Source organism: Pseudomonas cremoris (assembly GCF_014230465.1).
Genome location: NZ_JAAXCY010000007.1, coordinates 317,598 through 331,640, shown reverse-complemented (window position 1 = coordinate 331,640; position 14,043 = coordinate 317,598). Strand labels below are relative to the sequence as shown.

General features: G+C 58.8%; 9 protein-coding genes. 2 read left to right on the top strand and 7 right to left on the bottom strand.

Features of this window, described 5'->3' with window-relative positions:
- Positions 1–19 precede the first annotated feature (19 nt).
- From HF257_RS19535 to HF257_RS19525, 3 genes are all read right to left on the bottom strand, one after another.
- Positions 20–3,076 (bottom strand): efflux RND transporter permease subunit, encoded by a 3,057-nt coding sequence (locus tag HF257_RS19535; protein WP_185706156.1) that lies wholly within the window; start codon positions 3,074–3,076, stop codon positions 20–22.
- A gap of 9 nt (positions 3,077–3,085) precedes the next feature.
- Positions 3,086–4,198: an efflux RND transporter periplasmic adaptor subunit gene (locus HF257_RS19530; protein WP_185706340.1), complete on the bottom strand. Its 1,113-nt coding sequence runs from the start codon at positions 4,196–4,198 to the stop codon at positions 3,086–3,088.
- A gap of 88 nt (positions 4,199–4,286) precedes the next feature.
- Positions 4,287–5,903, bottom strand: a complete 1,617-nt coding sequence (locus HF257_RS19525) for an efflux transporter outer membrane subunit (protein WP_233081308.1) — start codon at positions 5,901–5,903, stop codon at positions 4,287–4,289.
- Between the two features lie 314 nt (positions 5,904–6,217).
- Here HF257_RS19525 and HF257_RS19520 point away from each other — a divergent pair, with 314 nt between their 5' ends.
- Positions 6,218–7,174 carry an ABC transporter substrate-binding protein gene (locus HF257_RS19520; protein ID WP_185706154.1) on the top strand — a complete coding sequence of 319 codons (957 nt, stop codon included), beginning with the start codon at positions 6,218–6,220 and terminating at the stop codon, positions 7,172–7,174.
- Positions 7,175–7,197: 23 nt separating this feature from the next.
- Positions 7,198–8,523: an LLM class flavin-dependent oxidoreductase gene (locus tag HF257_RS19515; RefSeq protein ID WP_185706152.1), complete on the top strand. Its 1,326-nt coding sequence runs from the start codon at positions 7,198–7,200 to the stop codon at positions 8,521–8,523.
- 86 nt (positions 8,524–8,609) lie between these two features.
- Here the strand turns inward: HF257_RS19515 and HF257_RS19510 are convergent, their stop codons facing one another.
- The 4 genes from HF257_RS19510 to HF257_RS19495 all read right to left on the bottom strand — a co-directional run bounded on the left by HF257_RS19510 (position 8,610) and on the right by HF257_RS19495 (position 13,972).
- Entirely contained in the window at positions 8,610–9,584 is a 975-nt protein-coding gene (locus HF257_RS19510; protein ID WP_233100296.1) for a DUF6602 domain-containing protein, read from the bottom strand.
- A 668-nt stretch (positions 9,585–10,252) separates the two neighbouring features.
- Positions 10,253–11,185 carry a DNA-binding transcriptional regulator DsdC gene (gene dsdC, locus HF257_RS19505; RefSeq protein WP_185706148.1) on the bottom strand — a complete coding sequence of 311 codons (933 nt, stop codon included), beginning with the start codon at positions 11,183–11,185 and terminating at the stop codon, positions 10,253–10,255.
- A 49-nt stretch (positions 11,186–11,234) separates the two neighbouring features.
- Entirely contained in the window at positions 11,235–12,587 is a 1,353-nt protein-coding gene (locus tag HF257_RS19500) for a D-serine ammonia-lyase (RefSeq protein WP_185706144.1), read from the bottom strand.
- Between the two features lie 41 nt (positions 12,588–12,628).
- Positions 12,629–13,972, bottom strand: a complete 1,344-nt coding sequence (locus tag HF257_RS19495; protein ID WP_185706142.1) for a GntT/GntP/DsdX family permease — start codon at positions 13,970–13,972, stop codon at positions 12,629–12,631.
- Between the last annotated feature and the right edge of the window lie 71 nt (positions 13,973–14,043).

Below are 14,043 nucleotides of genomic sequence, written 5' to 3'. Positions count from 1 at the left end.
ATGCACATACTGTTCCCCCTCAGGCCTGATACTCAGGCGCTGGCTGCTCAGCCTCCCGATGGTGCGTCTCGCCGATAAACATATACATCGCCGGCACCATAAACAACGTCAGCAAGGTACCAATCGACAACCCCGCAAAGATCACCAACCCCATGTCATGCCGCCCCGCAGCCCCGGCCCCCGAGGCCCACACCAGCGGCACCACGCCCAGTACCATCGCGGCGGTGGTCATCAGGATCGGCCGCAGCCGAACCCCGGCAGCCTCTTCAATCGCCTCACGCTTGCTGTGCCCTGCGCGCTGCAGTTCGTTGGCAAACTGCACGATCAAAATCCCGTGCTTGGTGATCAACCCCAATAGCGTGACCAACCCCACTTGGGTGTACACGTTGATGGAGGCAAAGCCCATAGTGATGAATGCCAGTGCACCAAAGAGCGCCGGGGGCACCGAGAACAGAATCACCACAGGGTCGCGGAAACTCTCGAACTGGAAGGCCAGCGCCAGGTAGACGATCAGGATCGAGAACAGCAACAGCCCGACGAAACCACCCGACTCCTGCATGAATTGGCGCGACTCGCCCGAGAAGTCCGAGGTGTAGCCCGAGGGCGCAACGTTAGTGAGGATGGTGTTGAGCTTCGCCAACAGCTCGCCCTGGGCCACGCCGCTGACACCGGAGATCGTCGCCGAGTTGAGTTGCTGGAAGTGGTTGATCGACTCCGGCTGCGTTGTGGTTTCGATATGCGCCACGGTGCGCGCCTGGATCATGGTGCCGGAGGGCGTACGGATGTAGTAATCGAGTATCTGGTCCGGGTTCAGGCGGTCAACCTGCAATACCTGGGGTATGACCTTGTACGAACGCCCGGCAGTGGAGAAATAGTTCACATAGTTGCCCCCCAATGCCGCAGACAGCGCAGCACCGACGTCGGCCTGGGTCATGCCCAGCGCGGCGATTTTTTCCCGGTCGACCACCAGGCGGGCCTGTGGTTTGTCGAGTTTCAGGTCGTTGTCGGCAAACCAGAACAGCTGTTGCTTCTGCGCCTCGGCCATCACCGCTTGGGCGACTTCGTTGAGGTTTTCCACCGAGTCGGTGGTGGTGATCACAAACTGCACCGGCAACCCCTGTGCCCCCGGCAGCGACGGCAGAGGGAAGGCAGCGACGGTTGCGCCCGGCACCTGGTTCCATTTTTGCTGGAGGTCCAGGATCAGTTGGGCCTGGGAGCGGGTTCGGTCGCCCCACGACTTGAGCAGCACGCCGCCCAGGCCTTGGTTGAGAGCGGGCAGGCCAGTGAGCTGGAACATTTGCGCGTATTCCGGCTCCTTGTTGGCGATCTGGAACGCCTGGTCGGCAATGCGCTCCATCTGTTGCGGCGAAGCGGTGGGCGGGCCTTTGATCTGCATGAACACCAGCCCCTGGTCCTCGGTCGGCGACAGTTCGCTCTTGGCCGTCATGCCGCTGGCGGCGACCAGCAGGAACAGCACAAAACCAAAGGTCACCAGCACCGGCCAGATGTTCAAACCGCCCGACAACACCCGGTGGTAACGCCCGCGCAGCCAGTCAAAGTACTGATCGAGCTTGCGCGCAAAGCGACCTTCTTCCTGACCGCTCTTGAACAACTTGGAGGTCATCATCGGCGAAAGCGTCAGCGCCACCACCGCAGAAACGGTCACTGCACCCGCCAGCGAGAAGCAGAACTCCTTGAACAATGCCCCCGTGAGCCCGCTGCGCAAGCCGATGGGCACGTAGGCGGCAATCAGCACGACGGTCATCGCCAGGATCGGCCCACCCAGTTCCCGCGCCGCCACCAGCGAGGCCTCCAGTACGCCTTTGCCTTCTTCCTTGATATGCCGATCGACGTTTTCCACCACGATAATCGCGTCATCCACCACCAAACCAATCGCCAACACCAGCGCCAGCAGGGTCAGCAGGTTGATGGAGTAGCCCAGCAGGTACATGACAAAGAAGGTCCCCACCAGCGACAACGGGATCGCCACCAACGGCACGATCACCGCCCGGAACGAGCCGAGGAACAGGTAGATCACCACTGACACGATGATCATGGCCTCGACCAGGGTCTTCACCACCTCGTAGATCGAGGTGTTGATGAACTCCGTGGAGTCGTAGACGATTTCGCCGCGTACGCCGCTGGGCAGTTGGGACTGCAGCTCGGGAAACACTTCGCGAACGCTGTCGGCGACGGTCAGGATATTCGCACTGGGTGCCGCCTTGATCCCGATGAACACCGAGCGCTTGCCGGAAAACGCCACGCTGCTGTCGTAGCTTTCGGCGCCCAGAGTGACGGTGGCCACATCCTCTAGGTGCACCAGGGCATCGCCTTTTTGCTTGATCACCAGGCGCTTGAACTCGTCCACCGTATGCAAGTCGGTGCCGGCGGTAAGGTCCACGGTGACCGTTTGCCCTCGGGTAGAGCCAACGGCAGACAAATAGTTGTTGTTGGCCAGCGCGGTGGACACGTCCTGCGCCGATACGTTGTGCGCCGCCAGCTTGTCGGGGTCTAGCCAGGCGCGCAGGGCGAACTGGCGCCCGCCGAGGATTTCTGCGGTTTGTACGCCCTGGATCGAGTCCAGCTTGGGCTTGACCACGCGTACCAGGTAATCGGTGATGTTGTTGGTGGGCAGCGTGTCGCTGTAGAAACCCAGGTACATGGCGTCGGTGGTTTGCCCGACTGCCACCGTCAACACCGGCTCCTGGGCCTGTGCAGGCAATTGGTTCTTAACCGAGTTGACCTGGGTGTTGATCTCGGTGAGGGCTTTGCTGGCTTCGTAATTGAGCCGCAAGGTGGCGGTGATGGTCGAGACCCCGGTGATGCTGGATGAAGACAGGTAGTCGATGCCTTGCGCCTGTGCGATGGCGGATTCAAGCGGTTGGGTGATGAACCCGGCAACGGTGGACGCGTCTGCGCCGTAGTAGGCGGTGGTGATGGTGACCACAGTGTTTTCGGTGCGCGGCCATTGGTTGACCGGCAATTCAAAGATCGAGCGCAGCCCCAGAATCAGGATGAACAGCGAGACGACCACGGCCCAGACCGGTCGCTGAATAAAGGTATCGGTAAATTTCATGGGACACCCTTAGTGTTCTTGGGGAGTCGGAGCGGGGTCGTTCAACGGCGCGGCGCTGTTATCGATCTTCACCGGCGAGCCATTTTTAAGCTTCATCTGGCCACTGGTGATCAACAGATCGCCTTCCTTCACCCCGGAGACAATCGCCACCTGGTCGCCACGGGTCGGCCCGGTCTTGATGAAGGTTTGCTGCGCCGTAAGGACTTCTTCGCCTTTGTCATTCTTGCTTGAGGTTGCGATGAACACCGTGGTGCCATACGGGTTGTAGGTGACCGACGTTTGCGGAACGGTGAGGTAACGCTGTGTGCCTCCCGAGTTGACCACGGCGCGGGCGAACATGCCGGGCACTAGGCTTTGCTTGGGGTTGGCGACGGTGGCTTCTACGGTGACATTGCGGGTGGTGGCGTCGAATTGGGTGTCGATGGTGCTGATACGGCCGCTGAAGGTTTGATTGGAAAGACCATCGGCCGTCACCGACACCGTTTGCCCGATGGCGATGGATTCAAGCTGGGTTTGGGGAACCGTGAAGTCGATGTAGATGGGGTCGAAGGTCTGCAGCGTGGCGATTTTATCCCCAGGGTTGAGGTATTGGCCGGGGTTGACGCCGGTAATCCCGATGCGTCCGGCAAACGGCGCGCGTATCGACTTTTTCTCGACCAGTGCGCGCTGTTGTTCGGCGGCGGCGAGCTTGGCTTTCAAGTCTGCGGTGTCAGTGTCGACCTGGGCCTGGGAAATGGCGTTGACCGCCAACTGCGCCTTGTCGCGCTTGAGCACGATCACCGCCAGGTCAGCGGTGGCTTCAAGTGAGTGAAGCTGGGCGATGTCCGAGTCGGCATTCAATTGCACCAGCAGCGCCTGGGCCGCCACCTCCTGGCCGGGCTTGAAGCCGAGGGTACGCACGATGCCGCCGACTTCGGTGGTCACGTCCACGCCCCTGACTGCCTTCATCGACCCCACGGCGGTGACGCTGGGCTGCCAGTCCTCAAACGGCACCTTCAAGGCTGTCACGACGGCGGCGGGCAACGGTTGTTTGGACTGGGCGATCAGCGCCGAAATCTGCACGAACTTCACCCCGGCAATGATCGCGACAATCACCAGCACCACCACGACCATGATCAGCATCGGCCGCCACAGGCGGCGCTTGCGGGCACTGGGTGCGGGGGGCAGGGGAGAGGCAGTCGTGACGTCGGCCATGGGGGTTCTCACTGTTTCAAAGATTGGGTTCGGTGCGTGCCGCATTGCTGGCCGGCATGATCTCCTGCCACGTGGGCAGGCCGAAGCGATCGGGTTTGCCCTTGGTCGCCGGGTCGACGTCCGTGCGGTTCCACCAGCCGCCACCCAATGCCTGGAACAGCGCAGTGGTGTCGCTGTAACGCGCGGCTTGCGCCTTGACGCGTGAGAGCACGGTGTTTTGATAGCTTTGCTGGGCGTTCAGCAGGTTGATGTACGCCACCGCGCCGAGCTTGAACTGGGCTTGGACCAAGTCGAGGTTGGCTTGCGCAGAGCGTTCAGCCACCACTTGTTGATTGAGGGCATCGGCATCGGCCTCCAGCGCACGGAGCGAGTTGGCCACATCCTGGAACGCGGTGATCACGGTGCCGCGATAACGCGCCGCCGACTCGTCATAGGCCGCCACAGCCGCACGCTTACGGTGTTCGAGCGCCCCCGCATCGAATATCGGTTGGGCTATCGCGCCGGCCAGGCTCCAAACGCCGGTGCCCGCGGAAAACAGTTTGGTCCCGCTCGCCGCCGTAGAGCCCAACGACCCGGTAATGCTGAACTGCGGCAGCTGATTGGCAACGGCCACGCCGATATTGGCGCTGGCCTGGTGCAGTTGAGCCTGTGCAGAACGCACATCAGGCCGTTGGCCGACGATGGCGGAGGGCAGGCTGACCGGTAATTCCTCGGGCAAGTGCAGGGAGGCCAGGTTGAACGCTTCGCCACGGTCCTGGTTTGGAAACCGGCCCAGATACGCCATTAACTGATTACGCGTTTGTGCCAATTGCTTTTGCAGGGGCGGCAATGTCGCACGGGTTTGTGCCAGGGCCGTCTGCTGTGTGAGCACGTCGCTGTCACCGATAGCGCCCAGGCGTCGCTGGGCTTGAAGAACGTCAAGCTGGTCGCTTTGCAAACGGATGATCGTCTCGGTGGCGGCGACCTGATCGCGCGCAGACGCCAGGCTGATGGCGGTATTGACCACATTGGCGGTCAAGGTGAGGTACGTCGCCTCCAGCTGAAAGCGTTCGTACTCGGCTTGCGCGGTGGTGGACTCGATTTGTCGGCGGGTACCGCCAAACACATCCGGGGCGTACGAGACGTTCAGCGATGCAGAACTGACCGTCAGGATCGGCGACTCCGGCAAGCCCGCCGTTACTCCCGAGACTTTCTCGCGGGTTTTTGAGGCGTTGGCGTTGACCGAGGGGAACAGCGACGCCTGGTCGGCGTACACCAACTCGTTGGCCTGACGCAGTGCGGCCTGGGCGGCACTGACATCCGGGTTGGCGCGCAGCGCTTCCTCGACCAACGCGTTGAGCGTGGGGGAGCGGAACAGCGTCCACCATTGGCCGGGGATATCCATGCCTGCGATCAAACGTTGTGCGGCGCCGCCCGCGTCGATGTCTGCCTGAGCAGTGGCGGTGAGTTTTTCACGCGAGTAGTCGGCGTTCGCCGGCACCTCTGGACGCTTGAAATCCGGCCCGACCGTGCAGCCGGCCAAGGCAATGCACAGCAGGCTCAAGGGCGCCAGAAGGTGGGGTCGTCGGGAAATATCGCGCAGGTACGCCACATGTTGCGGTCCTGATGCTCGCTGCCGAAGCTGCTCTTTCATGGTTACTCTGATTAATCAGTTGGTTAACTGTTTTTTGTCGAGCAAAGGGTGCCGGTGAATCAGGTTTATCCGCATGAAATGGGCTAGCGACAGCCGGATTTGAATCAGTGTAGGTGGTGCATGGCGCTACGCAATGTGGTGAAACGACCGATCGCCTAATAAATGCGCTGCGCGCATTATTATTGAATTACGTTATGCGTTATTAGTATTTTACATGGGGTAGCCGTGACTTCATTGTATGCACCCCATGAATACTGCCGAGACCGTGCGCGCGGATCGACTTGAACTGTCTACGAAGGCATCTGGAGACACACGTGCGTTACCTTTCAAAACTGGCGACCGGTATCGCCGCCACCTTGCTGTGCCTGACTGCGCACGCGCAAACGCTGGTGGTGGGCGACCAGAGCTACAACGCCCAGGCCGTGATGGAAGCGGCCGGCGTGCTGGATGACCTGCCTTATACCCTTGAATGGAAGCAATTTACGGCGGGCTCGCCGGTGGCCGAAGCACTCAACGCCAACAGCCTGGATATCGGCTTGCTCGGCGATGCGCCGGTGCTGTTCCTGGGCGCACTGGGTGCGCCGATCAAGGTCGTCGCCGTCACCCGGCAAAATCTCGATGGCGTGGCCATCCTGGTGAAAAAGGATTCGGCGATCCACAGCCTGGCGGACCTAGCGGGCAAACGCGCGGCGATCTGGAAAGGCTCCTGGAGTCAGCAGTTGTTGCTCACCGCCCTGGACAAAGCCGGCGTGCCACGCGGCTCGCTGGAGCTGCGTTACCTCAGCGCGCTGGATGCTTCCCACGCACTGGAAGGCGGCTCGGTTGACGTCATTGCGACTTGGGAACCCTACGTCACGCAGCAGGAGCGCCAAGGTGCGCGGGTGCTTGCAACGGCTGAGGGGTTGATCCCGGCCCAGAGCTACATTGCGGCAAATGCCAAGGCCGTTAACGCCAAGCGCGCGCAAATCAGTGATTTTCTCCAACGCCTGAAAAAAGCCCGTGAATGGACCCGTCTCAGCCCGGCCAATACCGACGCATATGCCGATGCCTGGGCCAAACGCACGCGTGCGGATGCTGACATTGCGCGCGCCTGGTTTGCCCGCGCACGTACGACGGTCGAACCCGTGACGGCTGAGTCACCGGTAGACGCGCAAAAGACCGTGGACTTTTTCGCCGCCGAAGGCCTGGTGAAGTCGTACTCGGCTGCCAGCCTGTTCGATGACTCATTCGCGGCATCGCTGCAACCCACCGTGGCCCAAAAACAGCCCTGAACACTTCAAGGAATCCCTCAGACATGCGCAAAAGACAGCTGAAACTCGGGGCCTTGACCATGGGGTGTGGCGGCCCCGGCCGCCATAACCTGTGGCTTGACCCGCAATTGCCGGTCGACGCCAGCGTGAACGTCGATTGGTACATCGACATTGCCCGCCAGGCCGAGGCGGCGCTGTTCGACTTGATGTTCATCGTCGACAGCCAATTCATCACGCCAGGGTCGCCATCCCACTACCTCAATCGCCTGGAACCGCTGACGCTCTTATCCGCGCTGGCCGTAAGCACACGGCATTTAGGCTTGGTCGGCACGCTGACGACGTCTTACAACTCACCGTATAACGTGGCGCGGCGGTTGGCCTCCCTCGACCTGATCAGCAAAGGCCGTGCGGGCTGGAATGTCGTCACCAGCGGCGATGCTGGCACGGCGGGCAATTACAGCCGCGACGAACACTACGATTACGACACGCGTTACGGGCGTGCAGCGGAGCATGTCCAGGTGGTTCAGGGGTTGTGGAACTCCTACGAAGACGATGCCTTCGTACGCGACAGAAGCACCGGCCAATTTTTTGACCCCAGCAAACTGCACAGCCTGAATCACAAGGGCGAGCATTTTTCGGTGGTGGGCCCGTTGAACATCCAACGCTCACCCCAAGGCCAGCCGGTGATCTTCCAGGCCGGCGACTCGGAACAAGGACGCGACCTCGGCGCCGCCACGGCCGATGTGATCTTCACCCACGCCGCCAGCATCGAGCAGGGGCAGGCGTTTTACCGGGATATAAAGGGCAGGGCAGAGCAGCATGGACGCGACCCAGAACAGTTACTGGTGATGCCCGGTGCCGAGATCTACGTGGGCGACACCGACGCACATGCACGGGAAATTGAGCAGCACTATCACCAGGCCGATCACAGCTTTGAACTGGCATTGAAGGAGTTCGGACGCAATTTCGGCTGGCATGATTTCAGCCAGTACGACCTGGATGCGCCGTTTCCACAGGAAAGTCTGGAGGCCGCCCGCAGCAGCTTTTTTACCGCGGCCAAACGCATCGCCGATCAGGCGCGGGAGAAGGGCTTCACATTGCGTCAGGCCGTTGAATTCGGTCGCCAACTGCGCCCAGGCGCGTTCGTTGGGACGGCGGATACGGTCGCTCAGAAAATCGCGGAGTGGTTTGAAGCCCGGGCCGTGGATGGGTTCAACATCTATATAGGCCACCCGGAGCAGTTCACGCGGTTTACGAACGAGGTCATACCGTTGCTGCAAGCGCGTGGTGTGTATCGCACGGCGTATGAAGGGACGACGTTGCGCGAGAGTTTGGGGTTGGAGATTCCGAGGTTTGGGCAAATCGGGTAGGCGCCGAAAAAGTCAGGCAGCTGTCGGGCAACCGACAGCCAAACAACACCATAAGCGTAAAGCCTTATTCCTATCGGCCCCGCCTGCTATTCGTAAAGGTTCCTGAACTTAGTCGAGGTCCTTACCGTTTCGTTAAGCTGAGCCAGATAGGGAAGGGGCGAGAACTCGAAAATCGCGGTACGGGAGATCGCGTGCAATAGCATCGATACAAATGTCACGATATGCGAAACATCATCGGGTTCTGCCTTCAAAATAGAGATGATGGATTTGTAGTTCCGATGCTTGGGGAAAGGTGTGAGTCCCGAACCGCCAGCCAATCGATTGGAATGTAAAATCAAACCGTCCTGAATGCTGAGAATGAGGTTGAAGCCGATATGTTCATTAGCGGTATCTCGCGTGTATAGCATCTGGCCAAGCCTGATGTTGTCCATGTTGTGAAAACCGGTAATTTGGTCGCACACCAGAAAGGACACTACGTTCAACTCTTCAAAATATTTTGGATTAAACACCAGGCTTTTATGGTTCTGGCTTTCAGTAGGCGTGCTTGGCGTCACGCCATTTTTGAAATCACTGAGTGCTTGTTCCAAGTGCGTAAAATCCCGCCACTTATTGAATTCGGCAGGCTCGACCGTCGTCAGGTGATGAACGATAGACTCAGACAGCCCAGCCGGCCTGATGGGGAATGGGTTGTGGGGTGCGCATTCTCTGATTCTCTTGTTCTCACGCATCACGTCAATGGCTGTTCTCAAGCCCTTGTAGTCCAGCGTCGACTTTACTTCCCCAAGAGCCACTACCGCTTCATAAGGAAAGAACCTGGTGCCTGCGGATTCGAGTGTTGGCGTGATTTGCGCGTCGTACACCATCAGGTCGATCTGTTTTGTTCGACTTGACGCTGTGTTAACCGCAAAGCCGTCGCCGATGGAAAAATGCTTGGGCAAAAACTTCTTGATGAGTGCCCCAACGATCCGTTCCCGATAGCCACCAAATTCACCAGCGTGTGTCAGGTTGTTCCGTGCATCTTCATCCTTGAACAACGCCCTTGCCTGCGCGAACTCCGTCATGAATTCGTATGCTGCTTTAGTGATCAGAACTTCCAAAGGATTGTTTGTAGACGTCAACGGTGAACCCCAAATATTCAAGCATCCATTTGCGTGCATTTTGGCTGCGTTGCAGGCCAGCGACAAGCTCAAGCCTGCACGGGAGCTCCCACGGCGAAATGTCGCCTCAAGCGGTCGAAGGGCGTCCCCACGACCCAATGGCTCCATGAAATTAGCTGTAGATGGACCTTTTTACCAGTCCATTTTGATCATATAGTCCCACTGTGCCCTGAGCAACTAGCGATGCTTGTTAGTGCAGTTCATAACGCTGAAAGTTTCTAGTTTACGGAAAATGGTATATGAATCTTAAAAGATGCTCTATTGGCTTTGGCGCGTCCGTGACAATAGTGATATCCGTTCTTAGCCTATCCGGTTGTCAACCACCTACAAGGGAGGACTTTATAAAGTATCCCACGCTACAGCAGAAATGGTTGACGATATGCGACCCACGCAGCAATCTCGCGGACGTTAATTCCGAGGGTTGCAAGCATTTGCATGAATGGCAGGCCGCCAATGAATTCTCTGTTCTAGATAATTTGATGAATCAAAACTTGGGTAAGTAACTCACAGCAAAACGTTATGTTTTGTGGGGTGTTTTTTCCTGGTTCAGGATTAAGCTGTGAATCCATACATCAACCCGCCTGTTCAATGAGCCAGTCGATCAGCGCCTGCAGCCTTTTAGGCATCGTCTCGTGCGCAGGATGAACCAGATAGTAGCCATAGTTGAACGCCTCGCTGAATCCACCGAAGGGCAGCACCAGTTCACCGTCCTCAATTCGCTTGCGAACCAATTGCTCCCGGCCAATCGCCACGCCGGCGTGATTGATGGCCGCCAGGGTACTCAGGTCCGAGCGGTCAAACGTCATGAAGCGGCTGGGAAGCTCAGCAGGCCCGCTAACCGCGTCAAGCCATAGACGCCATTCCGCGTCGAAGGAAATGTTGTCCCACGCTGCGACATCGTGCAGCACAGTGCAGTGTGACAGGCGTTCCGGATGCCCCATCAAGCCATGCGCCTGGGCGTATTGCGGGCTGCACACGGGCGCAATACGCTCCGGCATCAGCCGAATGCTTTCGAGGCCTGGGTGTTCACCGTTCGAATAACACAGCACCAGGTCAATACGCCGGGTTCGATAGTCGATAGGTTCATTGCCAACCCGGACATCCAGCTGGATACCGGGATAGCGCGCCGTGAAATCCGACAGTCTGGGAACCAACCAACACTGCGCGACCGAAGGCCTGGCATAGAAGCACAGTTGCCCCTCAATTTGAGCATGGGAGCGTTCCTGCACAGCCTCGCAGAGCTTATCCATCGTCTGTTGCATGACCTTGAAAATCCGCTCGCCATCATCGGTCAGCTCGACCTTTCTGGGCAGTCGGTGAAAAAGCTTGAGCGACAGGTCTTCCTCAAGACGCGCGATCCGATGGCTGACTGCGCTGGCGGTCAGGTACAGCTCTTGCGCCGCACGGGCGAAACTGAGATGACGGGCGGCAACGAGAAAAGTGTGCAGGTTGGACAGATGGGTTCCGTTGAGCTTCGAAGCGTTCGTCAGACCAAGTTCCGGCATTGCATTTCCTCCTTCCAGTCAGCCGCCGTCGATGTGCGGTGCGCCGTCGTTACAGTGCAGAATGTTGCAGGGCACGGCCCTTATCAAGGTAAGCCGCGAACTCTGCGGCGGGTACCATGCTTCCGCCGGTCCCCCAAATCAAGTGCGTCGCGTTGCCCAACGCTTGTTTGCAGACGCCGATGCGCTCCAGATACGCTTCATCCCTCAATACCCGCACAATACCGGGCGCGCCGGCCAAGGCCGAGGGTTCCAGCTTGACCTGTTCAAGTTCATGAGCCAGGTACATCAGGCGATAAAGCTCTTCATCCGTGACGGTGTAGTAGCCATCGATCAGACGTTGCATCGCTTTTCCCACGAAGCCGGAGGGACGGCCAACCGCCAATCCGTCTGCGGCGGTGATGTTGTCGATGCCAAACTCCTGGACACTCACCTCATCGTGCAGGCCGGTGTAGACCCCAAGCAACATGCAGGGAGAATGGGTCGGCTCTGCGAACACACAGTGCACCGCGTCGCCAAAAGCGAATTTCAAGCCAAAAGCAACGCCTCCAGGGCCGCCGCCCACTCCGCAGGGCAAATACACGAAGAGCGGATGATCGGCATCCACTCGCACACCTGCGTCTTCGAACTGCTGCGCCAACCGCTCGGCGGCAACCGCATAGCCCAGGAATAGATGGGGCGAATTTTCGTCGTCAATGAAGTAACAGGCAGGGTCTTTTTCGGCTTGCAGGCGTCCGTTTTCCACCGCGACACTGTAGTCGGACGCGTACTCGATCACCGTCACGCCACTGGCTCGCAGCTTATCCTTCTTCCATTGGCGGGCATCCGACGACATATGGACGGTAGCCTGAAAGCCGAGTTTGGCACTCATGATGCCGATGGACAGCCCAAGATTCCCCGTGGAACCGACCGCAATCTTGTAGCGGCTAAAAAACGCCAGCGAAGCGTCGCTGGCCAATGCCGCGTAGTTGTCCTCCAGTGTGATCAATCCCGCTTGCAGGGCGAGGTCTTCAGCATGCTTGAGCACCTCATGGATGCCTCCTCTGGCCTTGATCGAACCGGAGATCGGCAGGTCGCTGTCTTTTTTAAGCCACAGCGAGCCTACATCAAGCAGGTCGGCTTCACCCAGGAGCGTTTGCTGGAATTTCTTGAGGGTTTGAATACCCGACTCGATGATTCCGCCCGTTACTGCTGTTTCCGGGAACACCTTGGCGATGTAGGGGGCGAAGCGACGCAGGCGGTCGCTGGCAGCCTTGACGTCGTCCTGGCTCAACCCCACATCGCCCAATGCGCAGGACGCCGGTGCGATTGCTGGATTGAACCAGGTGGTTTCCTGAAGTGAAACCAGTGCTTCGATAACGGGGTGGCTTGCATACCAGGCGTCGAGTGTCTTGCCGTGAATCATGGGGATTCCCTTGCGAAAAGTGGTGGGTGGAGAGGGGGGCATCACACAAATCTGGAAAGTATCAGCGTAAATACCAGCGCCACGGAGGAGGCGAGGATGGTGGCGCCGGTGAATTTCTTGATGGCCTCGGACAAGGAAATACCCAGGTACTCCTTCACCACCCAGAACGCAGAGTCCGTGACATGCGTCCAGCCAATCGCACCTGCGCCGATGGCAATCACAAGGATCTCTGGGCTGTATTCAGGGTGCTGGCCCAGGATTGGCAGCATCATGCCGGCCGTACTGATCATGGCGACCGTGGCGGAGCCGATCGCGAAGTGCATCAATCCAGCGATCAGCCACGCCAGAATGATCGGATTGATGTGCGACTGTCCCAGCACGTCCGCCAGTACCTTGCCAATGCCACTGCCGACCAGCATGTCGTTGAACGCGCCGCCAGCGCCAATTACCAAGAGAATGCCTGCCAATGGCGGGAAGCAACGGTTGGTCAGATCGAGGAGGGCGCTCATGCCCAGTCCGCGTCGCAGGCCAAGGGACCAGTACGCAAAACAAATCGACAGCGCGAGCGCAATCAGCGGGTTACCGATGAACGAGACCCACTCCAGCGCCATCGAGTTTTTCGTTAATAAAGGCGCGGCCAGTGTCTTGCCAACCATCAGGGCCAACGGCAACAGCACCGTTACCATGGCAATACCGAAACTGGGTGCCTGACTGTCGTCAATGACCACATCGCTACGGGCGGCCAGGAACAGCGCCTGACCCTCGGGGGCCTGCCGAGCGCAGGTCAGTTTTACCCAGATTGGCCCGGCAATCACAGCCGTCGGCAGGCCGACGATAAGCCCGTAGAGAATCACTTTGCCAATGTCGGCATTCAGCATCCCGGTGATGGCCGTGGCAGCCGGATGCGGAGGGAGAACGCAATGAACCACCATCAGCGAAGTGGCCAACGGCACACCGAGGTACAACACGTTGATCCGGGTTTGGCGGGCGACAACGTAAATCAGCGGAATCAGGAGGACAAATCCAACCTCGAAGAACACCGGAATACCGGCGATGAACCCGACCAGCATCATGGCCCAAGACGCATTTTTTTCACCCAACACGTTCAAGAGCGTCGTCGCAATGCGCTTGGCGCCGCCAGATTCCTCAAGGAGCTTGCCGAGAATACTGCCTAGACCAATGATGCCGGCAAGGAAGCCGAGCGTGCTGCCCATGCCTTTTTCAAATGCCGAAATGATTGCCGTGGGCGCCATGCCTGTCCCAACGCCCACAAGCAGGCTTGCTGCGATGAGTGACAGGAACGGATGGACACGGAATTTACCGATCAGCACGACGATCAACAGGATCGAAGCGCCCAAGGTCAACAAGGAATACGTAGGGGTCATGTTTGAATCTGCTCCATCGCAGTCGTTTTTGTTAGTTATTTGCGATGGATTAGATTTCAGCGCCGTAGCGG

Bases quoted from the DNA above. Each gene is read 5' to 3' on its own strand.
- HF257_RS19530 (WP_185706340.1), bottom strand. From the start codon at position 4,198: ATGCTGATCATGGTCGTGGTGGTGCTGGTGATTGTCGCGATCATTGCC.
- HF257_RS19525 (WP_233081308.1), bottom strand. From the start codon at position 5,903: ATGAAAGAGCAGCTTCGGCAGCGAGCATCAGGACCGCAACATGTGGCG.
- HF257_RS19500 (WP_185706144.1), bottom strand. From the start codon at position 12,587: ATGATTCACGGCAAGACACTCGACGCCTGGTATGCAAGCCACCCCGTT.
- HF257_RS19510 (WP_233100296.1), bottom strand. From the start codon at position 9,584: ATGACGGAGTTCGCGCAGGCAAGGGCGTTGTTCAAGGATGAAGATGCA.
- dsdC (WP_185706148.1), bottom strand. From the start codon at position 11,185: ATGCCGGAACTTGGTCTGACGAACGCTTCGAAGCTCAACGGAACCCAT.
- HF257_RS19515 (WP_185706152.1), top strand. From the start codon at position 7,198: ATGCGCAAAAGACAGCTGAAACTCGGGGCCTTGACCATGGGGTGTGGC.
- HF257_RS19495 (WP_185706142.1), bottom strand. From the start codon at position 13,972: ATGACCCCTACGTATTCCTTGTTGACCTTGGGCGCTTCGATCCTGTTG.
- HF257_RS19535 (WP_185706156.1), bottom strand. From the start codon at position 3,076: ATGAAATTTACCGATACCTTTATTCAGCGACCGGTCTGGGCCGTGGTC.